The following is a 24,170-nucleotide window of genomic DNA, read 5'->3' on the forward strand; positions in this document are numbered from 1 at the left end:
TGTCAAAACGTCTTTTAGATTTTATTTAATTTTTTTTTAAATAAAAATTTAAATCTAAGTTTCACTCTGTAAATCAATGTTTTAATATATTTAGCGTAAACATTTTTTTTAGAAATAATTTAATTTTTTTCTAAATCCAGTCGTTAATATTGGCAGAGAGTACCATAGCTATTAATAGAATAAACCCAACCAATTGAGCGCGCTCTAAAAACTTCTCATTTGGTGCTTTACCTGAGATCATTTCATATAATAAAAACATCACATGGCCACCATCTAAAACAGGTATTGGTAATAAGTTAAGCACACCTAACATAATAGATAGAAAAGCAGTCAATGCCCAAAACGCTTGCCAGCTCCATTCCGCTGGGAAGATGCTATATATCGCTTTAAAACCACCAACCCCCTTGTAGGCTCCGGTGCTCGGTGTAAATATTTTTTTAAGTTGTACTCCGTAAGAAGACACTTGACCTGTGAACTTATCAAAGCCTACCACAATACTTTCTCCTAAGCCATATTCTTTTCTTACGATATCATAATATTGTAATTTTTCAATATCATTTAATGTTCCACCAGGCATAATACCCAGTTTTCCATTAGTATCAACGTTAAGTTGCATGGGTATGGTTTGTCCGTCTCTTAGGATATCAACAGAAACCTCTGCACCAGAAAATGGTTTTACCCTATCTTCTAATTCATCAGAATATTTTAAAGGCTCATTATTAATAGAGACAATAATATCTCCAGTTTTAAGATTTTTACCTTTATTTGCTAAAGTGTCAATGACATATTCTACGACAAAGGGATAACGTAAACCAAAAAAGCTTCTGCTATCTCCGGTGCTTAATTGTCCTAAAAAATCTTCAGGAAGTGTAATTTCTTTCGTTTCGTTATCACTTAGGACTGTTAATTTTTCAGCCTCAATTAGTTTCTTTCTGATGTCAGAAACCATTAGGACTTCTTCACCATTAATAGAGACGAGTTTATCTCCAGTCTTTAATCCTAAATTGGTTAAAATAGGATTCGTAACTGTATAGCCATCTTTTACACTCTTCGCAGAAATATCTGTATCTCCATAACCAAAGGCTAAAAACACATAAATAACATAGGCCAATATAAAATTAACGGTAACACCACCCAACATGATGATTAAGCGTTGCCAAGCTGGTTTTGAACGAAACTCCCAAGATTTTGGTGGTAGAGCCATTTGCTCTTTATCCATGCTCTCATCCATCATTCCAGATATTTTTACATAGCCTCCTAATGGCAGCCATCCAATTCCATACTCAGTATCTCCAATTTTCTTTTTCAACAAAGAAAATTTGAGATCAAAAAATAAATAAAACTTTTCTACTCTGGCTCCAAATAGTTTTGCTGGTATAAAGTGTCCTAATTCGTGTAAAACGATTAGTAGTGAAAGACTCAATAAAAACTGAGATATTCTAATAACAAACTCCATGTATCTTAAATCATAAAAATTATAGGCTGCAAAAGTAGTGTTTTAGCACGATGTTTACTTATTTTTTTAACACCGTTTTAGTAAGTACACCGTCTTTGGTTTGAAATTGAATAAAGAATAATCCTGAAGTCCAATGAGATGTATCCAAAGTGGACCTAAATGGTAGCTTGTAAATGAGTTGACCTAACGGATTGAATATTTTTATTTCTGAAATGTTTAAAGGCGAAGGTTTGTCTATAAATAAGACGTCGGACGTCGGATTAGGATATAATAAAAGAGTATTGTCTAGAGTTAAATCTTCAATATCTAAAACACTATTGTTTCGTGAGATGATATCAGATTCTGGATCAAATATGATATCCTGGACTTCAAAATTAACACTCTCTAAAAAGTTTTGACCACTGGCACTGTTGTCTAAAATAAGATCTAGTGTTTCTCCAAGTGTTCCAATCAAACGCACAGGAACTGGAGCTTCAAAAAAGGAAACCGAAGGATGACTTTGTATTTGTTCGACAGTTATTGAAACTTGATTAGCTGTAGGCTGATTCCAGTTTACGGTATAACTAGGATAGCCTTGATTGTACAACCAATCTTGAAAAAACTCAGTTAAATCTTCCGAAGAAGAGGTTTCTACTATACTGATAAAATCTTCCGTTTTGGCATAGTCGTAAGCATGTTCTGAGCTCGCTAAATAGGTTTGTAACGCTTGGAAAAATGGTGCATCTCCAAGTTTTTTCCGCAGCATATGTAAAACCATTGACCCTTTGCTGTAAGATAAGCGTCCATTGAAGATTCTACTTACATTGGTAGTATCTGCATCTGTAAGATAAACAGATCCAATAGGTTGTGACGTTATAGAGTTATTTCTTTGCTGTTTCCAAGTTGTAAAAGCATCATTGCCATCTAAATTTTCTATAGTAATTCCAGACAGGTAAGTAGCAAAGCCCTCGTTGAGCCAGATGTCTTTCCAACTCCCACAGGTAATTTTATTTCCAAACCATTGATGCGCAAGTTCATGAGCAACTAAGTTGCGTCCAAAGCTTCCCATAAATGAAACAGTGGTGTGCTCCATGCCGCCTCCCCAACCAAATTGAGCATGACCATATTTTTCGTCTGCAAAGGGATATTCTTCAAATAAAGTGGTGTAAATGTTCATAATATCTACAGTGATAGGCGTATTGGCTTGAGCATTTGCTAGGCTTTCAGGATACACATAGTTCACAATGTCAAATGGATTGCCATTATTTGGTACGGTATGAGAATAGACTTCATAATTAGTAGCAGCAATCGCAATGAGATACGCTGGTATTGGATGACGATGTTTAAAATGGGTGGTTTTTTCTGTTCCGGTAACAATTTGGCTTTGCTCAAGACCGTTAGATACCGAAATATATTCTTCATTAGATGGGTTGAATTGAGGTGTGGTCATAAACACATCTATAGAGTCTATTTTATCAATCAAATCCTGCTTACATGGCCACCAGCCTTTTGCTCCATAAGGTTCAGAAAGCGTCCAGATTACAGGGTCTCCATTATGCTCGGTTTGCTCGAACGAACCAAAACCAGAACTTATTGGATTTCCAGAATAACTTACTGTAAGAGAATCTAAAACACCAGTATTTTGAGTAATAGGCAGTGTAATTACTAGTTCATCGTCAGCATTTTGAATAAATGCTAATGCATTTCCTCTTTGCATAACTTGAGAAACAGTCATGTTGGAGGTTAAATCAAAAGTAATTGTCGCTAGATCACTTTTTGCCTCAAAATAACTAGTAATGTCTCCAGAAATAAAAGCAATCGAAGGATCAACATCGAGTTCTAGTCTGTGATATTTTAAATCATAATCACCTGTATTGAGATTTGAGCGCTGCATCATGTGATTTAATGCAGACTTAGCTTCAGATTCACGAATTGCGTCTAAAGTTTCGTTATAATCTTGTGAGAATGACACTGTAGAGCATAGTCCAAAAAAAAGGAGTTGTATTAATTTCATGATATTGTGTTTTTCTTTTATTCTAATATAGCCTGTTAAAAGTAGTCAAATTGTAGCTACAGTGTCGTATTTTTGCATTCCAATCTTACAAACTAATATATATAACATCTTAATTATCAGATTATGTTGAGGTATCTCAAACAGCTCAAGGGTTTTTTTATAGTCCTTGCAATCGTATCTAGTGTCATTATTTATTTTATTTATTCAGCTTTAAATGTAGAACAGCCTTTACCAATATATCAACCCAATAGGGTCGATGCATCTTTGGTAGATAGCACTATTCAGTATAAAAAGAAGTATCACAAAATAGCAGATTTTGAACTTATAAATCAAAACGGCAAAACGATTACTCAAGATACTTACAAGGATAAAATCTATGTCGCAGATTTCTTTTTTACCACCTGCCAAACCATTTGTCCTATTATGACAGACCAAATGGCTCGGATACAACAAGAGATTATGGATGATGACGAGGTTATGCTATTGTCTCATTCTGTAACTCCAGAGATTGATTCTGTGGCACAATTAAAGCGCTATGCTATTGAGAAAGGCGTAAATGATAAGAAATGGAATCTAGTAACAGGAGACCGTAAACAAATTTATGACTTAGCAAGAAAATCATATTTAGTGGTTAAAGATGATAATTCTGAAGATTATGGAATGGTCCACACCGAAAACTTCGCTCTTATCGATAAAAAGAAGCAAATTAGAGGTTTATACAACGGGATCAGTGCAACTTCTGTGGACTCTTTAATTCAAGATATCAAGCGACTTAAAAAGGAATATCAATAAAAATCCACTACAATTTTTTTACGCTGAATTTTTCCTTTATTTTTGCTTACTTAAAATCAATCTAAATAAGCTTGAGAGTCACATTAGCAGATATAAAACGAGGTCAACAAGGTATAATTACCGATGTTTCGTCCATTCATATTCCACTTAAACTCCTAGAAATGGGTTGTTTGCCTGGAAATTCAGTGGAGCTTGTACAAGTCGCACCATTTGCAGATCCAATGTATCTCAATATTAATGGGACACATTTAGCTATTAGAAAAGAAACTGCAATTCACATTTTAATAGATATTTTTAATGAGTAAACAAATCAATGTTGCGCTTATTGGAAATCCAAATACAGGAAAAACTTCTGTCTTTAATTCACTTACGGGCTTAAATCAAAAAGTAGGTAACTATCCTGGGATTACGGTTGAGAAAAAAGAAGGTATCTGTAAACTTCCGAGAGGAGTTAAAGCACATATTATTGATTTACCAGGAACTTATAGTTTAAATGCCTCTTCGCTTGATGAAAATGTGGTGATTGAGCTACTTCTCAATAAGAATGACAAGGACTTTCCTGATGTTGCAGTGGTCGTTAGTGATGTCGAAAATTTAAAAAGAAATCTTCTTCTTTATACTCAAATTAAGGATTTACAAATCCCTACAATTTTAGCTATAAATATGTCTGATAGGATGGTCTATAAGGGCATTCATTTAGATATTCCTTATTTGGAACAAGAATTGCAAACTAAAATTGCACTTATAAGTACTAGGAAAAACAAAGGTATAAATGAACTTAAAGAGCTTATTACTAATTTTAAAGAGCTGTCAATTACGCCTTGTTTAAGTGCTTCAGAAATTGATATTGAGTATTTCAGTAAGTTAAGAAAGGCATTCCCCAATCAGTTATTATATAAATTATGGTTGGTCATTACTCAGGATGTGAACTTCGGAAAAGTTGATAGAAAAGAAATTGATGCGATCAATAGTTTCAAAACTATGGGTAAATCAGATCTTAAGCGCTTACAGCAAAAAGAGACTATAAAACGCTATCAGTTTATTAATAATACGCTTAAAAAAGGCCAGACTATTGATCTTAAAACAGCGAAAGATCTTAGAATCAAATTGGATAGGATTCTTACACATAAAGTTTGGGGATATCTTATCTTTTTTGTGATTCTATTGACTATTTTCCAAGCCATATATGAGTGGGCTCAAGTGCCTATGGAGCTTATTGATGGTGCCTTTGCTTTTTTAAGTGAATGGACTAAAAACATCATGCCTGAAGGTGTCTTTACTAATTTAATTACCGAAGGTATTATTCCTGGGCTAGGAGGTATAGTGATATTTATTCCGCAAATAGCCTTTTTATTTTTATTCATTGCAGTTCTAGAAGAAAGTGGTTATATGAGTCGGGTTGTCTTTTTGATGGATCGTATCATGAGACGTTTTGGGTTGAGTGGTAAAAGTGTAGTTCCACTAATATCAGGTACAGCATGCGCTATACCAGCGATTATGGCAACTCGAAATATTGAAAGCTGGAAAGAACGTTTGATTACTATTTTAGTGACACCGTTTACCACCTGTTCGGCACGTTTACCAGTCTATCTAATTATTATCGAACTGGTTATTCCTGAGGGTCGTTTTTTAGGATTAGGATACCAACCATTAACATTAATGTTACTCTATCTTATTGGTTTTGGAACCGCAATCATTTCTGCTTGGATCTTAAATAAGATTCTAAAAATGAAGAGTAAAACTTTTTTCGTGGTAGAAATGCCAAACTATAAGATGCCTTTATTTAAAAATGTAGCGTTAACAGTTTTAGAGAAGACAAAGTCATTTGTATTTGGAGCAGGTAAAATCATTTTAGCAATATCAATTGTACTTTGGTTTTTAGCATCTTATGGGCCTGGAGACAGTTTCAATAATGCAGAAGAAATTGTTACTACTGAATTTGCTTCGGAAAATTTACCTTCTGATGAATTGCAACAAAAAATATCATCTCATAAGCTGGAACATTCTTTTATTGGTATTGCGGGACAAGCTATTGAGCCTGCTATTAGGCCATTAGGATATGATTGGAAAATAGGAATCGCAATTGTAAGCTCATTTGCAGCAAGAGAAGTCTTTGTTGGAACATTAGCAACTATATATAGTGTAGAAAATGATGATGTAGATACCATTACAAATAGGATGGCTAAAGATACAAATCAAACAACAGGAGGTAAACTATTTACGCTTGCCTCAGGGATTTCTTTGTTATTATTCTATGCATTTGCCATGCAATGTATGAGTACATTGGCAGTTGTAAAGCGAGAGACTAACACTTGGAAATGGCCAATGTTACAGTTAGTGATTATGAGTGCATTTGCTTATGTTGTAGCTTTGATTGCTTATCAATTATTAAAGTAACGGATTCTTGAAACTCGTGATAAGCTTGTTTCAATGCACTATAAATCTCATGAAATGAAACTAAAATGTTTTCGACTAATCACATATAAAAGTTTCATTCTAATATAAATTTAAATAAGTTGAATATTGTAATACAAAACATATTAGTTTTTACCTCGCTAGCTATAGCAATATGGTTTTTATTGCGCAGGTTTGGTGTGCTTCCGAAGAAAAAGACAGCGAGCAGTAAGGCTTGCGGCCAAGATGATTGTGGTTGTCATTAATTTTACAATCTTAGTTACTGGGTTTTATAGACGCAATCCTTTTATTATTCATGTTATGTTCACCAATGGTTTATAATACCTTCAAATATAAGTTTTTAGCGACGTTTTGTGATACAACCATCTCTGTAGTGTTCAGTTTAATTTTGACAGAGTTGTCAAATAGCTCTTTGTGTATAATTTCTATTGTGGTTCCCAAACCTATAGAATTACTATCTAAGTATTGAAGAAAATTAGTAGAGCTATCTTCCACACCAATACATTTATATACCATTCCAACGGTAGCATGTGATAATGCTATTTTCTCTATTTTATTAAATTTACCATCCTTATCTGGTATTGGATCACCATGAGGATCATGTGTAGGGAATTCTAAAAAAGCATCCAATTCATTGACGAGTTTTTCAGATTTTATGTGTTCTAAGTGCTCAGCGACTTCATGGACTTCATCCCAAGTAAAATTTAGTTTTTCTACTAAGAACACTTCCCAAAGTCTGTGTTTTCTAACAATATTAACGGCCACATTAATTCCGCTTTTTTTCAACTTAACACCTTGGTATTTTTTATAGTTTAGATAGTCTTTGTCTGCTAGTTTTTTTACCATATCTGTAACAGATGATGCTTTCGTATTTAAAGCGTCGGCAATGGCATTTGTGTTAACGATGTCCTTACCATAGTTTCCAAGATGGTAAATGGCTTTGATATAATTTTCCTCGGTAAGTGTGATCATAATTAATTTTTAAACACCAAATATACATATATTAAAATTTTAAAATAATTTTTAGACAAGTCTAAAAATTATTTTATATTTGCATAAAAATTATAATTTTATGAATTTAAAAATTAAAATAATGAGATGTATAACTTATATTTTTGTCTTACTAGCCTCAATAGTTTCAGCACAAGAAGAAACAACCAAAATTTCTGGTCAAGTAACCGCAGAAGGGGAGCCAGTTGCTTTTGCAAGTGTATACGTTAAGGGAGGTACAGTTGGTGTGAGTGCTGACGAGAATGGAAAGTATGAGGTGACAGTAAATAGCAAGGCCACTGAACTTGTTGCTGCTTCGCAAGGCTATCGTACATTAACAAAAAGTGTAACACTTATTGCTGATACTAACATTGTTGTTGACTTTGAATTAATTGAAGATGCGCTTGGGCTTGACCAAATTGTAGTCAGTGCCACTAGAAATCGTATTAGTAAAAAACAAGCTCCAGTAATTGTAAAGGTTTTAGGTCCAAAACTATTTAGTGCAACACAGTCTTTGTCATTGGCAGACGGACTTAACTATCAACCAGGAGTGCGTGTGGAAACTAATTGTCAAAATTGTGGTTTTACACAAGTTCGTATGAACGGTTTAAAAGGACAATACACTCAAATACTAGTAAATAGTCGTCCAGTGTTTAGTGCCTTAAATAGTGTTTACGGTTTGGAGCAAATCCCTGTTAGTATTATTGATAGGGTTGAGGTCGTGAGAAGTGGAGGCTCTGCTTTGTTTGGCTCAAATGCTATTGCAGGAACTATTAATGTGATTACAAAAGAACCTATAAATAACAGTTGGGAGGTGAGTTCTAATTTAGCATTGATTGACGGTACAACTGCAGATCGTAATGTCAACGTTAATGCCACTGTGGTAAGCGAAGATTTAACTAGCGGAGTTACAGTTTACGGTATTTTTAGAGATCGTGATGCTTTTGATGCTAATGATGATGGCTTTACAGAAATAACTAGTCTCAACAATAACTCATTAGGTGCTAAAGCGTTTTTGAGACCTGATGACAACAGTAGAATTGGTTTTGATTTTACAGGTATTCGGGAATATCGTCGTGGTGGTGATAAGCTTGGTTTAGCACCGCAGTTTACGGATATTACTGAAGAATTAGATCATAATACCATTTTTTCAGGTGTCGATTACGAGACCTTCAATGATGACAGAACAAATACCTTAAGTGTTTACGCATCTGTACAACATACAAATCGAGAGAGCTATTACGGTGGTTTAGGAGGAGGTAGAACTACCGCCGACTCAATCATTGCTAATAATGCTTTTGGTGTTACTAAAGATTTGGCATTTGTTGCAGGTGCAAAATATAGTCATATTTTTAAAAATAATGATGTGCTTACAACAGGTGTGGAGTACCAACTTAATGATACAGATGATGCTATTCCTGGCTATAATCGTTTGGTGGACCAAAAAGTGAATAGCGCTGGACTTTACGGTCAGTATGAATGGAAGCCAACAGATAAGTTTTCGGCACTTATAGGAGCTCGTTTAGACCATGTCAATGTTGATGGTTTTTACACCATTCAGGATATAGCTAGAACTTCAGACGTTTCTGAAACAGTTTTGAGTCCGCGTTTAACTGTGCTTTATAATATTTCAGATGAGCTTCAATTTAGAGGTGGTTATGCTAGAGGATTTAGAGCAGCGCAGGCATTTAATGAAGATCTTCATATTTCTTCGGTTGGAGGAGAACAACGTTTTGTGATTTTATCAGAAAATTTGGAAAGTGAGTTCTCTAATGCGTTTACCGCATCATTTGATTATTCAAAAGATTTTAATAAAACGCAAACTAATCTTTTGGTTGAAGGATTTTATACTACCTTAAAAAATCCATTTACTATTGTGAGTACAGGAAATTCATTACCAAATGGATCTATTCTAGAAGAAACAAGAAATGGCTCTGGTGCCTATGTTGCTGGTGCTAATATAGAGTTGAGTGTGTCCCCTAGTTCAGATTTGTTTTTTCAAGTAGGGGGAACAATTCAACGCGCTATTTATAAAGAAGATCAACTGCTTTTTGAAGCAGATGGATCAGTTCCTGGAGAACAAGATGTCGTTTTAAGTGAGTTTGCACGTGCACCCAATGTTTATGGTTTTTTAAATACAAACTGGCAAGTTAGTGAGGCATTTAAATTAGATGTTACTGGAAGTTATACAGGTACAATGATTGTTCCCCGTGTAGTCTCAGAGTCTGGCTTTATTGATTTAGTAGATTCAGATGCATTTTTTGACATGACTACCAAAATAACTTATCATTTTGATCTTAAAGACGCATTTCATGTAGAGCTAAGTGGAGGAATACAAAATCTATTTGATAGCTATCAAAATGATTTTGATAGTGGTGCTACTAGAGATTCAGATTTTGTTTATGGACCAAACAGACCTCGAACTTTCTTTATGGGACTTAAATTTGGTGATTTTTAAAATACACTTGCAATGAAACATATTTTTTTATCTCTAGTATTTAGCAGTTTTGTAATTATTTCCTATTCACAAAGTGATAAAACGATTGAATGGAAAACATGGGAACAACTAGAACATGCTTTAAAAGAGCAGCCAAAACCTGTACTTATTTATTTTCATGCAGATTGGTGTGCCTATTGTAAAAAGTTAGATAGAGAGGTGTTTACAAATACCAAAGTTGTAGAAAAGATAAATCGCGATTATTACGCAGTAGAAATGGATGTTGAAACGCTTGATACTATTGTTTTTGATGGTGTTACGTTTGTAAATACCCAAGCAGAAACAAAGCGTAACCCCACACACGAACTACCGCTATTACTAGGGTCGCGAGAAAATGAAGTCTTTTCACTTCCCGTAACCCTATTTTTTGATACCAATTTTGTTGTGAGAGATCGTACTTATAATTATTATACAGCTAGACAGCTTTTAGATGCACTGTAAAAAAGCTTAAAAGCAAGCAATTAATTTGATGTTCAAGCCACTTAGGTAGTGAATTACATAACCGAAACCAGAGATGTGTTTTAATTTTTAGTACCTTCGCAAATAAAATTTAGAGTAATGAAAAAACGAATAGTTTTGATACTAATCATTGCATGCTTTAGCTGTAAAAATGAAACGAAATCTAACGGAAAATTAAATATCGTCACCACAACATCAATGATTACTGATTTGGTGAAAAATATTGGTGGAGACTATGTGAATCTTCAAGGCTTGATGGGAAGTGGAGTAGATCCTCATTTATACAAAGCGAGTGAAGGAGATGTAACTAAATTAGTAGAAGCTAATGTGATTTTTTATAACGGTTTACATCTTGAAGGGAAATTAGTTGATGTTTTTGAGAAAATGGGAAGCGCTACTAAAACGCCCATTGCTTTGGGTGAGGAACTTGATAAAAACGCGTTGATTGGTTCAGACTATTTTGCATCCAATTACGATCCGCATGTGTGGTTTGATATCAGTTATTTTAAGCAATTTGCTTCAAAAGTGGCTCAAGTACTGTCAGAAAATGATCCCGCTAATGCTGAAAATTATAAATCAAATGCTGAAACTTATTTAAATGAACTAGAGGCGCTTCAATCTAAAATTAAAGCCACTATTGAGACCCTTCCGAAGGAAAAAAGAATATTAGTGACTGCGCATGATGCTTTTAATTACTTCGGAAAAGCATATGACTTTGAAGTGGTCGGCTTACAGGGAATATCTACCGCTACAGAAGCTGGTGTTCAAGATGTGCAGAACCTTTCAGCATTTATTATTGAAAAAGATATCAAAGCTATTTTTGTGGAGAGTTCAGTTCCGAAGAGAACCATTGAAGCCTTACAAGCAGCCGTAAAATCTAAAGGACACGACGTAGAAATTGGAGGCACATTATATTCTGATGCTTTAGGAAGTGCGGGAACTGCCGAAGGCACGTATATTGGAATGTTTGAGTATAATGTGAATACAATTGTTGGTGCGTTGAAATAAAAGCATAATGTCATTCAGAGCGAAGCGAAGAATCTAAAAGAATTATTCAAAGATTCTTCAGTCATTCGATAACTATAGGAACTCCTTCTGAATGACAGAAAAGATGATACAGTATGAAACAAAAAATAGCAGTACAAGTAGACGATTTAACCGTAGCCTACAACTATAAACCGGTACTTTGGGATATTGATTTAGAAATTCCTGAAGGTGTATTGATGGCTATTGTTGGACCAAATGGTGCAGGAAAATCAACACTCATTAAATCTATTTTAGGTATTCTAAAACCCATTGCAGGAAGTGTTACTATTTATGGAAAACCTTATAAAAAACAGCGCTCATTGGTTGCTTATGTTCCGCAGAAGGGAAGTGTAGATTGGGATTTTCCAACGACAGCTTTGGATGTTGTGATGATGGGGACTTACGGTAGTTTAGGTTGGATTAAACGTCCAAGGCAAAAGGAGAAAAAAGCATCACTTGAAGCCCTCGAGAAAGTTGGTATGTTAGCATTTAAAAGCCGACAAATAAGTCAGTTATCTGGAGGGCAACAACAACGCATATTTTTAGCACGCGCTCTAGTCCAAGATGCCTCTATTTATTTTATGGATGAACCGTTTCAAGGTGTTGATGCTACTACAGAAATAGCGATTATTAATATTTTAAAAGAATTGAGAAAAGCAGGAAAAACGGTAGTTGTAGTGCATCATGATTTACAAACTGTTCCTGAATATTTTGATTGGGTAACTTTTTTGAACGTCAAAAAGATAGCTACAGGTCCAGTTAAGGATATTTTTAATGATAATAACTTAACTAAAACCTACGGAATTAATTATAAAGTGAGCGTACAAGAATAATGGACATTCAAGAGTATTTTTCTTTAGTTTTTACAGACTATACCTTACGAACCATTACATTAGGAACTGCAATTCTAGGTGCAGTCACTGGAATGTTAGGTAGCTTTGCGGTACTTAGAAAGCAAAGTCTTTTAGGTGATGCTATTTCACACGCAGCATTGCCAGGAATAGCAATCTCATTTTTAATTACAGGTGCAAAAGATAGTAACACATTATTATTGGGCGCTTTAGTTAGTGGGTTAATTGGGACATTCTGGATTAGAGGAATCATTACCAAAACGCATCTTAAATCTGATACAGCTCTTGGTTTAATTTTATCATTATTTTTTGGCTTCGGAATGCTTTTACTCACATTTATACAAAAGCAACCCAATGCTAATCAAGCAGGATTGGATAAATATTTATTTGGTCAAGCAGCAACTCTCGTTGAAAGTGATGTTTGGATGATGGCAATTGTTACAGGAATTTGCCTTTTTGTATTGCTTCTTTTTTGGAAAGAGTTTAAGATTTTGCTCTTTGATAAAGAGTACGCCAAAACGCTTGGGTTTAATACAAAGGCCATAGATATTCTCATTACCAGTTTTATTGTTTTAGCGATTGTTTTAGGACTTCAAACTGTAGGAGTAGTACTTATGAGTGCAATGCTTTTAGCGCCTGCGGCAGCGGCACGACAATGGACAAATAGTTTAGCAACAATGGTGTTTTTAGCAGCAATTTTTGGAGCGTTTTCAGGTGTGTTTGGTACCGCTATTAGTGCGAGTCAAAACAATTTATCTACAGGACCAGTCATTGTATTGGTTGCAGCAGTATTTGTATTGTTTTCATTTATATTCTCTCCAAGTCGAGGTTTGCTTTTTAAACAGATACGATTTATAAAAAACCGTAGAGATTTAGAATTGCACAAAACATTAGCATTTATGTATCATATTGCCGAGTCTCATGATAATATCTCACATCCACACGAAATTAAAATTTTGAATGGTTTTCAAGGTTACACGAAAGGTACCCTTAAAAAACTAGTTGAAAAAAATTACGTGACTTTAAAGGGATCTACTTGGAGTTTGACTCATGAAGGTTTTAAATCGGCTTTGAATTTATATAATCAATTAACTAAAAACGATGAGTAACGCACAACTAGAAATACAGCTTATTGCGAGTTTGGTAGCTATTGCTTGTGCGATTCCAGGAACTTTTTTAGTCCTTCGGAAAATGGCCATGATAAGCGATGCTATTAGTCATTCCATACTGCCAGGAATTGTGGTAGGTTTCTTTATTACTCAAGATTTAAATTCACCATTACTGATATTATTGGCAGCTTTAACTGGCGTTATTACAGTGGTTTTGGTTGAGTATATACAGAAAACAGGACTCGTAAAAGAAGATACTGCTATTGGTCTCGTTTTTCCTGTATTGTTTAGTATTGGTGTCATTATGATCGCTAAAAATGCCAACGATGTACATTTAGATATTGATGCGGTATTATTGGGAGAATTGGCTTTTGCGCCTTTTGATCGCCTGCTCATTTCTGGGATTGATGTTGGCCCAAAATCGCTTTGGGTTATTGGCGTTATTTTATTGATCACAATCGTTTTATTGTTGGCGTTTTTTAAAGAATTGAAGCTAAGTACATTTGATAAAGGTTTAGCAGCTTCGCTAGGGTTTTCTCCAGTAATTTTGCATTATGGCTTAATGACTGTTTCCTCTATCACAACTGTAGGTTCTTTTGATGCTGTAGGTGCTATTTTAGTTGTGGCACTTATGATTGCACCGGCAGCAACTGCGTATTTATTAACCACAGATTTGAAGAAAATGTTAGTGCTTTCCATAATCTTTGGAGTCGTGAGTGCCATTTCGGGCTATTGGTTTGCACATTGGTTGGATGCTTCAATTTCGGGATCAATTACCACAATGCTGGGACTCTTATTTTTGATCGTCTATTTATTCGCACCAAGCAAAGGGGTTATAGCAGTATTGTATAGAGAAAAACAACAGCGTATTGAGGTATCACTTCTCACATTTTTACTCCATTTAAAAAATCATGATGAAGACAATGAGCGTCATGTGAATCATTTAAATGAACATATTAATTGGCAAAAAGTAAGATCTAAAACAGTGTTGGATTTAGCTTTAAGAAATAATATGATTGTGATTGATAATAAAATTGTCTCACTAACTCCAAAAGGAGATATGTTTACCACACAAGCCATCGATTATATTATCACTAATGAAGATACTCAGATTGAAGATATGAAGAATGATTTCTTTTTGTTTAGAGGATAGGTTCTTCAGTCGTACCTCCTTCTGAATGACAGTAGTCTTTTAATTAAGAATTTAGTTTTGATGAGGAATCCAAATGTCATTCAGAGCACAGCGAAGAATCTCCATATTTATTTAATCATGACTTTGGTATCTTTATTGATGTATTAATTAGAAATTAGCCCTCATGAAAAAACTATTCTTTAATTCGGTTTTAATCGCTTCACTACTGTTTTCTTTTAACCAGAAAGAAAAGTATTAGGGGAAATGGGCTAGTCATCATTTTTATAATTCAAATTTTAATGAATATGTTCCAGACTATCTTGAAATAGTAAATGATTCAATAAAGTTTAATTACGGAGTATTTAATCATTGACATAACTATAAACTCGAGATCGATGGAAATCGTTTTCTTTTTAACGGAAATGAAATGGATGTTTCTCTTGAAGTTGATACACTTGTATTGGATCAGAAGTATCATTTTGTAAATGTTAATAATGATAGTCTTCAAATTTATGAACATGAAACTCCAATATTAGATTTAGAATTACCAAAGTTAGAGGGTGTTTCTAGATTAGATATTGATGAAACCTCATCAAATTTCTATATTTACTTCGGGAAAAGATTGGATAATGGTGAGTATAGTTTGCAATTAAATGATAAGTATGAAGATATTTATGATCTAAGAGCATTCACCAACAATAGAAGTTGTTCAGGGTTTAGAGATGAATTACTTTCATTCCCTATTATTTATTTGTTCATAGAAGGTACAACTCCATTAAGCTATGTTGATCAAATTTTCAACGAGTTGATTATGTCTAATATGCTAAAAGTAGGTTTTATAAATAATATCAATTTAATACAAAACGAAACTGAACTCTATTATGACTTTGAGATGTTAATAAAAAAAATTACCGAGCCTTCAGTATAACCCTAAGTATATAAATAAATTAGAGTTAAATCAACCACCTTCACCACCTCCACCACATTCGCTACCTCCATATAACATAGAGGAATCAAAAACGGACTATGTATTTTTGATGAAGAATGAAATGTTCTATAATAATGAACGTGTCAACCAAAATCAATTGAGTGAAATTATAGAGAAATCAATAAAGAATAGCCATACCATTTTCACACTTTACGATTTAGAATCTAATTATAGTGCTTTTTTAGAAATGAATTCAATTGTTGATAATATTTATGAATAAATTCGTGAGCAAAAATCTATGATTAAGTATAACAAACCATTAAAGGGTTTATCTGATGATGAATTAAGAGATATTATGATCAATGAAGTTAGAAAGAAACATTTTTGGAGCTATTCTTCATTATGAAGCAGTAGTTAAAAACAAAAACTCAGTTTTTGGAGTTGGATTGAAATCTATTGATTCATTACTTCAGAAGAAAAATTAAAATTTAGGTAGTCTTTGGGATTAATTCAGATTGAAGAGATGAAGGATGACTTCTTTTTGTTTAGAGGATAGATTCTTCAGTCGTGCCTCCTTCTGAATGACAAAAGTTGTTTGATTAAAGATTTAGTTTTGATGAGGAATCCAAATGTCACTTAGAGCATAGCGAAGAATCTTTTATATATTCATCTTATGAAAACAATAGGTACTCATAATTATTACATCTACATTCTTACTAATAAAAATAAAACAGTATTATATACTGGAGTTACCAATAATTTAGTAGAAAGGTTATATTTTCATAAAAACCCACTTCCTTTTTCGAAAGCTTTTACAACGAGATATAAATGTTATTATTTGGTTTATTATGAGCATTATTTTGGAATAGATGATGCTATAAAAAGAGAGAAACAGATTAAAGGAATATCAAGATTTAAAAAAGAGAAGATGATCTCTGAATTTAACTCTCAATGGGATTTCCTTAATGACAATATCTAATTAGAGATTCTTCAGTCACTCCGAAAACTATCGGAGTTCCTTCTGAATGACACCAGACTTATGAATGAAAACCTTTAATGTCATTCAGAGTGAAACGAAGAATCTCAATTAAATGTATCATTTAATTGTTCTAACTCTTTTTTCAATTCCTCAATTGTTACTTCCTTGAAATCAAAATCTATTTTAGGATTTACCTCAGTTTTGGTGTCCACAGCGTCATAGTAGAGCCTTCCATTTTTACGTTTAACCGCAACCAGAGTAATATCTTCATTTGCTCCAACAGTTTGAAAATCATAAACGTTATTTTTAAACCGACTAGGCAGAACAGAGCTTAACGATTTAAAAACCATATTAACACTAGTACCTTCAGCATTTTTTATTTTGAGCTTATATTTGATGCGTATTGTTCTTCCGTTGATAAAACGATCACAGTTAATCCAACCTAAACTTGAGGTTCTGAGCACATAATAACCAACGTCTCTTGAAGAAATACTTAAGTCGTCTACATCGTCTAATCTTCCTTCAAACTCTTGAACTGTTACAGTTTCTGTTCCCACTGCGAAACGTTGTTTGGGTGCGAGTTCAAAAATTCGTCTTGATAGTGTTTGAGTTGTACCCCAAAGTTTTCTAATCACATGTCCACCGCGTGTAATGGAGTCTTTTTCAAGAATTTTAAATTTAGTGTTTTCCATCTCAAATAATGGTTTTCGCAACATAACTGTTGGCTCTGATTTCGACCCGAAAACACCATAGAGGCGAATTAATTTTTGTTTTTGATATTGTCGCCATTCGTTTGTAAATATAGAATCTACAGGGAAATCCTTGTCATGCATTACTTCTCTTATGGTCTCTACAAGACCTCTTGTGGTAGAATAAAGAGTATCCATTTTAATGCCACTTATGACTTCCTTGTTCAGCCGTATTAAATCTCCCTCATCTCTAATTGTAATATATGCAGATCTCTTTTCTGTACCAAATCGGTTAGAATTTTGTTATCCATCAATTTCAAATATAATAGGCAAGGAGTAAGGCACATTAACCGCTTGACCTCGTTGCTTTCCTGGAATCATTTTTGGCAATAAATTAATCACACGATCTGCTTCATCACTTAATCTAGGGTGAGAACCTCGGGATTGTATAGAGACGATAGATCCTTCTTTATCAATTTTAAATATGGAGTTGACGCGTTGTCTTCCTGATAATCCTAGACCAAGTGCAACATCGGCATTAAATTTTCTAGAAACGAACTTAGAAATAGCATCGGTCATACATTTTTTTTGAGCTTCATTAGTGCTTTCATCTTCACATCCAAGAAAAACAGGTACTTCATCAACCACATTAAAAGGAACATCTACGATTTCTTCATGAACTAATAAGTCATCTACACTGCTATCATTTTGAAGCGTCCAATTAATGTTTTTATCTTCCCATTCTCCCGAAAATAATTGCATGCCTTCCTTTTTGTTTTTCGTCGGAAATGAGATTTCAATTGGCAAATTGTCTTTTAATTCTAAGGCTATAGCACCTTGATTAGCTTCGATAAGCAACATGCCTCCAGTTTCTAGTTGCTTACCATTCGACACAGTTGAAAGATTAGCTAATAAAATATCTGACAGCTTATAATACTCGGTCACTTTTAAATCTATTGTTCCAGAAATAATTTTTCCTGTTTTAGGGTTTATGAAAGACCCTTTAGATATTTTTAAAATCGTCCCTTCTTTGCATTTAATTATAGTATCATTTTGAGTGTTAATCCTCAAAATTTGTATTTGTTTTTTTAACGGATTATAAGTTGATTTATCTATTAGTTTCTCTTCGGAAATATCTGTTTGTATAATAATTTCACTAGTAGTTGTGTCTTGAAGAATGATAGAACCTACAGACGTTTCAGTGTTAAGCTTTCTGTTAGATGTTGAATCTATAATTATAGTATTTAAAGGTTCAGAGTTTGGAGTTGGTTCCATTTCCGAAGTATTAAAAACCAATGTATACAACATTACGAATACACCAATAACTAGGATTGAAATTCCTGAAATTTTTAACCATTTTTCAGTATGATATAAATGTTTTGCTTTTTGGATGTCGTCTTTAATTTCAATGCGTTCTAAGTCATTTATAAAAATAATATGTTCTTCGTAAAGGGTATTAAATTCTACGTCATTTTGAAGTTTAGATTCAAAATCTAATCGAGCCTCTTTATAGAGTACATTGTTGAGGTAGTCATTTATGAGTTCTATATATTGGGTGTAAGTTTCCATGTGTTTCTGTTTTAGGATTGAACCGATTTTAATTTGGTTTGATAGATGTCTTTAGCTTTTTGTAAGCACTTGTACTTCTGGTTTTTTGCAATTTTTGAAGATTTAAATTGCATCACATTGGCGATGTCTTTAAATGACATGGCTTTGTGATAAAACAGTTGTAATAGTTGTTGACATCGTTCCCCTATTTCTAGAAAAGTATGTTCGGCAAGTTGATAATTTTTTTCTTCGATGACCTCTTGAAAGACTTGAACTTATTGGGCATTAAGTTCTTGTAATTGTCGTTTGGTAAGGCTTTTTTGAATGTCTGACCACACAAATCTCGATACCGAATATAGATAGGTGTAAAACGAGGAGGTCAATTTAAAACCTGTAGTTTCCAGATTTCGGATGAGGATAATAAGTGCTTCTTGAAACACATCACTGGCATCATCTTTACTGCCACCTTTTGAGAGGACGAGTTTCTCAATTCTGGAATAAAGATGATAGAGTTTTTTAAACGCTTTCTCACGCTGACCATTTTTAAAAAGTACTAAAATGTCTTGATCACTCATACACTGTTTTACTTATTAATGGTCAAAAGTTGAAAAGGTCTCCTAATTTTTTTAAAATTGTACAATAATAATACCAATTTAGAAGTGAAAGGTTTCTTTCTTATTGCGACTATAGTTTTTTAAATTAATAATATGGACATACTAAATTACATCACAGGACAAGGCGGACTAATGATTCTAGGCCTCATCGTAGTAGTGGCCTTTATGTATAGAAAACATAAAGAAAAGCGTTATTTTAAAGATATTGAAAGACGCATAAATGAAAGACATCGCAATCGTAAATGATTAAAATACGCGTTCCTTTTGTAATTGCTCGTAGGCATTTTGCACTTGTCTGAATTTTTCTTCGGCACCTTTTTGATGTTCTTCTCCTAAGTGAATCACTTTATCTGGATGGTATTTTTTTGCCATCTTTCGGTAGGCCTTTTTAACCTCGCCATCTGTCGCTTCTTTAGTAATCTCTAAAATTTTATAGGTATTATCACTACTGTTGTAGAACATGGCTTTTATACTTTCGTAGTCGCGAGCACTAATCCCCAAGTAACTAGAAATCATATAAATTTGAGACACTTCGTCATCCGTGACCATTCCATCTGCTCTTGCTATTCCGAAGAGAAAATGAAGTAACTGCAAACGTGACGCGTGATCCATCATTTGACGTATCTGTAAACAGACTTTTCGTGTTGGGATATTTTGCTTACTTATATTTTTAAATAATTTGAAAGCCTGATTAGACCTGTCTTTACCATACATACTTACAAACTGCTTACGCACAAAATCTAGCTCACTTTGCTCTTGTTTCCCGTCTGCTTTAATAACGACAGAGGCGAGAATTAAAAGGCTCACTTCAAAATCTCCGGAGAGTGTTTGAAGTCTTGTGTGTGTTTGTCTTCCTGAGCTAGAAGAGTTTTGTCTTGAACCTCTTTGTTGCTTATTGCCGTCACCTAATAAAAAGCCTCCACCTTCTGTTGCGCCATCAATCAAACTTCCTACGGCAAGTCCAATAATAGCGCCTATTGGTCCACCAAAAGACCATCCTAAAGCACCTCCTACCCATTTTGCAAAACTCATAAATTATAACTTTTATTTAAATTCAAAGATACTATTTGTTAGTAGACTTATTTTGATTTTGTTACTTATCAGCGCAACCTTTCTAAGGTTTTGCTATCTTTAATATATAAATCAATCATATTAAGAAAAAGCGTATCTGTTTATGACTATTAATAGTATTTACTTTAGCTTGTAACGACGATGATGTGTCGTCAAATAATGAGGGTGCTCTGAATGGTTCGTGGTCATTGATTAGTGTTGCAGGAATAGATGATGATTACGAAAAAGATGTAATTATTTGGGACTTTAATCATAACGACCAAGAATTAACAGTAACAAATACCAATATTGAACTTATCATCTGTGATGGTTTTCCAACTGGCGTTTATGGTTATCAAGTTGTCCACTTAACAGGTGATGCTGTAACACTGATGATAGATGACTTTAATTTTAGCCTTTCAGCACTAACCGATTCTAGTTTTGTGCTATAGGAAGGTGCTTTTGTAGATGATGGATTTCAACTAAGTTTTATGAGATAAATGTTCTTCGTCCTTCGGGAAAATTATACTATTGAAAACACGAATAGCGTCATTTAAACAGGTAACTATTGTCAATTATAATCCAGTAGTTTTTGCGTACCTTTGTAATTCAAATATTAATCTAAAAATTAAAACATATGTATCCAGCAGAATTAGTAAAACCTATGCGTGAGGATTTAACCAAAGTTGGCTTTAAAGAATTGCACACAGCAGAAGCTGTAGAGGCTGCTTTAGCAAAAGAGGGAACAACATTAGTTGTTGTAAACTCTGTTTGTGGTTGTGCAGCTGCCAATGCTCGTCCAGGAGCGAGAGAAAGTTTACAAAATGCAAAACGTCCAGATAACATTGTTACTGTGTTTGCAGGAGTTGATAAAGAAGCAGTGGATGCTGCTAGAGGACATATGGTGCCTTTTCCTCCAAGTTCACCATGTATGGCGTTGTTTAAAGATGGCGAATTAGTGCATATGTTAGAGCGTCACCATATTGAAGGTCGTCCAGCAGAATTAATTGCTGAGAACCTTATGGACGCTTATAATGTGCACTGTTAGTAGAGCATTACAAATAAAGTGAAGAATTTCTAATAGAAATAAACACGTTGTCTAATTATAAAACCACGATTTTTAATCGTGGTTTTTTTGTGTATTACTTTGATTCGGCTAATTTTACCACATGAGAAAACTTCTTGCATATCCTTTAACGGTTTTATATTTAATGATTTTTGGTATGTGTTTACTGTTTTTTCACCCAATTCAAGTCTTTTGTAATACTGTTTTGGGGTATAAAGCTCATAAAAAAAGTGTAGATCTTTTACAGTTATGTTTAGTACGTTGTTTACAGGTGTTAGGCACTCGTGTTACTTGGGAGAACCCTTATAATCTTCCTATAGATAGACCTTTACTTGTTGTTTCTAATCATCAAAGCATGTATGATGTTTCGCCAATAATGTGGTATATGAGAAAACATCACATTAAGTTTGTTTCAAAAAAAGAATTAGGCAAAGGTATTCCAAGTGTATCCTATAATTTACGTCATGGAGGATCTATATTAATAGATCGTAAAAATCCGAGACAAGCTTTGCCTGTAATGATGAAGTTTGGAGAATATCTAGAAAAGACAAATCGTGCCGGAGTTATTTTTCCAGAAGGGACTCGAAGTAAAGATGGTTACCCCAAGCCTTTTAAAACTAAAGGTTTAGAAATACTCATGAAGAAAACACCTTCTGCGCTGATTATACCCATAACAGTTAATAACTCTTGGAAAATGTTACGCTATGGTAAATTCCCTATGGGAATAGGAAATCATATAAAATTTACTGTTCATAAGCCTATAGAAATGGCTACCTTTACAGATAAGCAAGCGTTGTTGACTACTGTTGAAAAAACAATTACTGACGCTATTTATGTTAACTAATTATTAAACCGAATTGATATGTTGTTGAAAAATAAACGGTTGGAAGTGATGCAGCATCTAGAAAAAGATGTGGATCAACTTATCGAAAAATATCTCATTCCTGTAGAAACAATTTGGCAGCCCACAGATTTTTTGCCAAATCCTCAAGGCGATACGTTTTATGACGACGTACGGGAAATTCGTGAGCTTTCTAAAGAGTTACCTTATGATTTCTGGGTCGTTTTAGTTGGTGATATGATTACCGAAGAAGCTTTACCCTCTTATGAATCTTGGTTAATGGATGTTGAAGGTGTAGATCAAGTGGGACGTAATAGTTGGGGAAAATGGGTGAGACATTGGACAAGCGAGGAAAATCGTCATGGCGATGTGCTAAACAAATACCTCTATCTCTCTGGTCGAGTTAATATGAAGGAGATAGAAAAAACTACACAACACTTAATTGCAGACGGTTTTGATATTGGTACAGATCGTGATCCCTATAAAAACTTTGTGTATACAAGTTTTCAAGAATTAGCAACTTATATTTCGCATAACCGCGTAGCTAAAATGGCAAAAGCGAAAGGGAATAAACAATTAGCGAAAATGTGCAAAATTATCTCTGGAGATGAGATGAGACATCATCATGCTTATTCAGAGTTTGTTGAGCGTATTTTCGAGGTGGATCCAAATCAAATGATGATGGCTTTTCATTATATGATGAAGCAAAAAATTGCAATGCCAGCACATTTCCTTAGAGAATCTGGTGATAAAATAGGGACAGCATTTGAAGAGTTTTCAAATACAGCGCAACGCATTGGTGTCTATACATCTAGGGACTATATCGATATTTTACAAAAACTAATTATCCGTTGGGATATTGGAAATATTAAGGGCCTTAATGATGAAGCCGAAAAGGCTCGTGATTACTTAATGAAATTACCATCAAGAATGTTACGATTAGCCGACCGTATCACAATACCTGAAAATTCGTATCAATTTAAATGGGTTGAACCAGCGCGTTTAAAATAATTTTTAATAAATATAGATTTAATTCCTTTCAGTTTCTGAAAGGAATTTTTTAATTTTAGGTTATGCATACTTCCGAAGAAATCATAGAAAAAACTAAAATTTTTGTACAAAAAGAACTTGAAAAAGCCGAAGGTGGTCACGACTGGTTCCACACTCTAAGGGTGTTTAACAACTGTTTACTCATCTCTAAAAATGAAAACGTAGATTCTTTAGTGGTGGCATTAGGAGCATTATTGCATGATATTGCAGATAGTAAGTTTCATGATGGTGATGATACTATTGGTCCTAAAGTTGCTCGTAAATTCTTGTTTGAAAATAATGTTGATTCTAAGGTTATAGAGCATGTGGTCAATATTATAAAACACATCTCTTTTAAGGGCGGAGATGAAGCACAAACTTTTTCTTCTGCGGAATTGAGTGTCGTACAAGATGCAGACCGATTAGATGCTATTGGTGCTATTGGGATTGCTAGGACATTTAATTATGGAGGCTTTAAAAACCGAAAAATATTTGATCCCTCTATAACCCCAAATCTAAAAATAACAAAGGCCGAATATAAAACATCTACGGCACCTACAATTAATCATTTCTATGAAAAATTATTACTTTTAAAAGATAGAATGAATACAAAGACAGGTGAAAAGATTGCACTAGAACGTCATAAATATATGGAGCAGTTCTTAGACCAGTTTTACGCAGAGTGGGATGGTTTTAAATAAAAGCT

At 34.0% G+C, this 24,170-nt stretch carries 26 protein-coding genes; 19 read left to right on the forward strand and 7 right to left on the reverse strand.

All coding sequences use genetic code 11. The features are described from left to right. Positions 1–130 precede the first annotated feature (130 nt). Positions 131–1,456, reverse strand: coding sequence for an RIP metalloprotease RseP (gene rseP / locus H593_RS0100940; protein ID WP_028870685.1), 1,326 nt, complete (start codon positions 1,454–1,456; stop codon positions 131–133). 58 nt (positions 1,457–1,514) lie between these two features. Beyond that, on the reverse strand, positions 1,515–3,449 hold the full coding sequence (locus H593_RS0100945; protein ID WP_028870686.1) for a M1 family metallopeptidase: 1,935 nt from the start codon (positions 3,447–3,449) through the stop codon (positions 1,515–1,517). Positions 3,450–3,572: 123 nt separating this feature from the next. On the opposite strand from H593_RS0100945, the gene H593_RS0100950 reads away from it, so the two are divergent. From H593_RS0100950 to feoB, 3 genes are all read left to right on the forward strand, one after another. Further along, complete coding sequence (locus tag H593_RS0100950; protein ID WP_028870687.1) at positions 3,573–4,241, forward strand: SCO family protein; 669 nt, start codon at positions 3,573–3,575, stop codon at positions 4,239–4,241. Between the two features lie 71 nt (positions 4,242–4,312). Continuing rightward, a complete protein-coding gene (locus H593_RS0100955) occupies positions 4,313–4,546 on the forward strand; it encodes a FeoA family protein (protein WP_028870688.1) in 234 nt (77 codons plus the stop codon). Beyond that, positions 4,539–6,638 (forward strand): ferrous iron transport protein B, encoded by a 2,100-nt coding sequence (feoB, locus tag H593_RS0100960; RefSeq protein ID WP_028870689.1) that lies wholly within the window; start codon positions 4,539–4,541, stop codon positions 6,636–6,638. The genes H593_RS0100955 and feoB overlap by 8 nt, the downstream gene beginning before the upstream one ends. A 333-nt stretch (positions 6,639–6,971) precedes the next feature. Here the strand turns inward: feoB and H593_RS0100965 are convergent, their stop codons facing one another. Beyond that, positions 6,972–7,628 carry a metal-dependent transcriptional regulator gene (locus tag H593_RS0100965; protein ID WP_028870690.1) on the reverse strand — a complete coding sequence of 219 codons (657 nt, stop codon included), beginning with the start codon at positions 7,626–7,628 and terminating at the stop codon, positions 6,972–6,974. A gap of 121 nt (positions 7,629–7,749) precedes the next feature. Between H593_RS0100965 and H593_RS0100970 the strand changes: the two genes are divergently transcribed. From H593_RS0100970 to H593_RS0101015, 10 genes are all read left to right on the forward strand, one after another. After that, positions 7,750–10,104 (forward strand): TonB-dependent receptor, encoded by a 2,355-nt coding sequence (locus H593_RS0100970; protein ID WP_037051192.1) that lies wholly within the window; start codon positions 7,750–7,752, stop codon positions 10,102–10,104. 12 nt (positions 10,105–10,116) lie between these two features. Then, positions 10,117–10,584 (forward strand): thioredoxin family protein, encoded by a 468-nt coding sequence (locus tag H593_RS0100975; RefSeq protein WP_028870692.1) that lies wholly within the window; start codon positions 10,117–10,119, stop codon positions 10,582–10,584. Positions 10,585–10,701: 117 nt separating this feature from the next. Continuing rightward, complete coding sequence (locus H593_RS0100980) at positions 10,702–11,610, forward strand: metal ABC transporter solute-binding protein, Zn/Mn family (protein ID WP_028870693.1); 909 nt, start codon at positions 10,702–10,704, stop codon at positions 11,608–11,610. 113 nt (positions 11,611–11,723) lie between these two features. Beyond that, a complete protein-coding gene (locus H593_RS0100985; RefSeq protein ID WP_028870694.1) occupies positions 11,724–12,461 on the forward strand; it encodes a metal ABC transporter ATP-binding protein in 738 nt (245 codons plus the stop codon). Further along, positions 12,461–13,588 carry a metal ABC transporter permease gene (locus H593_RS0100990; RefSeq protein ID WP_028870695.1) on the forward strand — a complete coding sequence of 376 codons (1,128 nt, stop codon included), beginning with the start codon at positions 12,461–12,463 and terminating at the stop codon, positions 13,586–13,588. The genes H593_RS0100985 and H593_RS0100990 overlap by 1 nt, the downstream gene beginning before the upstream one ends. Then, entirely contained in the window at positions 13,581–14,741 is a 1,161-nt protein-coding gene (locus H593_RS0100995; protein ID WP_028870696.1) for a metal ABC transporter permease, read from the forward strand. The genes H593_RS0100990 and H593_RS0100995 overlap by 8 nt, the downstream gene beginning before the upstream one ends. Before the next feature lie 406 nt (positions 14,742–15,147). Beyond that, complete coding sequence (locus H593_RS0101000; RefSeq protein WP_028870697.1) at positions 15,148–15,648, forward strand: hypothetical protein; 501 nt, start codon at positions 15,148–15,150, stop codon at positions 15,646–15,648. Between the two features lie 106 nt (positions 15,649–15,754). Then, positions 15,755–15,928, forward strand: a complete 174-nt coding sequence (locus tag H593_RS20685; RefSeq protein ID WP_157588741.1) for a hypothetical protein — start codon at positions 15,755–15,757, stop codon at positions 15,926–15,928. A gap of 82 nt (positions 15,929–16,010) precedes the next feature. After that, positions 16,011–16,133 carry a hypothetical protein gene (locus H593_RS21385; protein WP_261793655.1) on the forward strand — a complete coding sequence of 41 codons (123 nt, stop codon included), beginning with the start codon at positions 16,011–16,013 and terminating at the stop codon, positions 16,131–16,133. Between the two features lie 188 nt (positions 16,134–16,321). Next, positions 16,322–16,627, forward strand: coding sequence for a GIY-YIG nuclease family protein (locus tag H593_RS0101015; protein WP_028870698.1), 306 nt, complete (start codon positions 16,322–16,324; stop codon positions 16,625–16,627). Positions 16,628–16,731: 104 nt separating this feature from the next. Here the strand turns inward: H593_RS0101015 and H593_RS0101020 are convergent, their stop codons facing one another. From H593_RS0101020 to H593_RS21155, 3 genes are all read right to left on the reverse strand, one after another. Then, complete coding sequence (locus H593_RS0101020) at positions 16,732–17,514, reverse strand: hypothetical protein (RefSeq protein ID WP_028870699.1); 783 nt, start codon at positions 17,512–17,514, stop codon at positions 16,732–16,734. A 105-nt stretch (positions 17,515–17,619) separates the two neighbouring features. Further along, on the reverse strand, positions 17,620–18,885 hold the full coding sequence (locus tag H593_RS21150) for an energy transducer TonB (RefSeq protein ID WP_051229582.1): 1,266 nt from the start codon (positions 18,883–18,885) through the stop codon (positions 17,620–17,622). 254 nt (positions 18,886–19,139) lie between these two features. Then, positions 19,140–19,439, reverse strand: a complete 300-nt coding sequence (locus tag H593_RS21155) for an RNA polymerase sigma factor (protein WP_245584985.1) — start codon at positions 19,437–19,439, stop codon at positions 19,140–19,142. Between the two features lie 132 nt (positions 19,440–19,571). Between H593_RS21155 and H593_RS20690 the strand changes: the two genes are divergently transcribed. Continuing rightward, a complete protein-coding gene (locus H593_RS20690; RefSeq protein ID WP_157588743.1) occupies positions 19,572–19,724 on the forward strand; it encodes a hypothetical protein in 153 nt (50 codons plus the stop codon). On the opposite strand, the gene H593_RS0101040 is transcribed toward H593_RS20690, so the two are convergent. Then, the gene (locus H593_RS0101040; protein ID WP_028870700.1) at positions 19,725–20,510 is read right to left on the reverse strand and encodes a DnaJ domain-containing protein; all 786 of its coding nucleotides are present in this window, start codon (positions 20,508–20,510) and stop codon (positions 19,725–19,727) included. Between the two features lie 185 nt (positions 20,511–20,695). On the opposite strand from H593_RS0101040, the gene H593_RS0101045 reads away from it, so the two are divergent. The 5 genes from H593_RS0101045 to H593_RS0101065 all read left to right on the forward strand — a co-directional run bounded on the left by H593_RS0101045 (position 20,696) and on the right by H593_RS0101065 (position 24,165). Next, positions 20,696–20,980 carry a hypothetical protein gene (locus tag H593_RS0101045; RefSeq protein ID WP_028870701.1) on the forward strand — a complete coding sequence of 95 codons (285 nt, stop codon included), beginning with the start codon at positions 20,696–20,698 and terminating at the stop codon, positions 20,978–20,980. 185 nt (positions 20,981–21,165) lie between these two features. Next, a complete protein-coding gene (locus tag H593_RS0101050; protein ID WP_028870702.1) occupies positions 21,166–21,576 on the forward strand; it encodes a BrxA/BrxB family bacilliredoxin in 411 nt (136 codons plus the stop codon). A gap of 121 nt (positions 21,577–21,697) precedes the next feature. Beyond that, positions 21,698–22,438: a lysophospholipid acyltransferase family protein gene (locus H593_RS0101055; RefSeq protein ID WP_028870703.1), complete on the forward strand. Its 741-nt coding sequence runs from the start codon at positions 21,698–21,700 to the stop codon at positions 22,436–22,438. Between the two features lie 18 nt (positions 22,439–22,456). Further along, positions 22,457–23,446 carry an acyl-ACP desaturase gene (locus H593_RS0101060; protein ID WP_028870704.1) on the forward strand — a complete coding sequence of 330 codons (990 nt, stop codon included), beginning with the start codon at positions 22,457–22,459 and terminating at the stop codon, positions 23,444–23,446. Between the two features lie 62 nt (positions 23,447–23,508). Further along, positions 23,509–24,165: an HD domain-containing protein gene (locus H593_RS0101065; protein ID WP_028870705.1), complete on the forward strand. Its 657-nt coding sequence runs from the start codon at positions 23,509–23,511 to the stop codon at positions 24,163–24,165. Positions 24,166–24,170: the final 5 nt, after the last annotated feature.

The sequence above is a fragment of the Psychroserpens burtonensis DSM 12212 genome, from assembly GCF_000425305.1.
Classification (GTDB): domain Bacteria; phylum Bacteroidota; class Bacteroidia; order Flavobacteriales; family Flavobacteriaceae; genus Psychroserpens; species Psychroserpens burtonensis.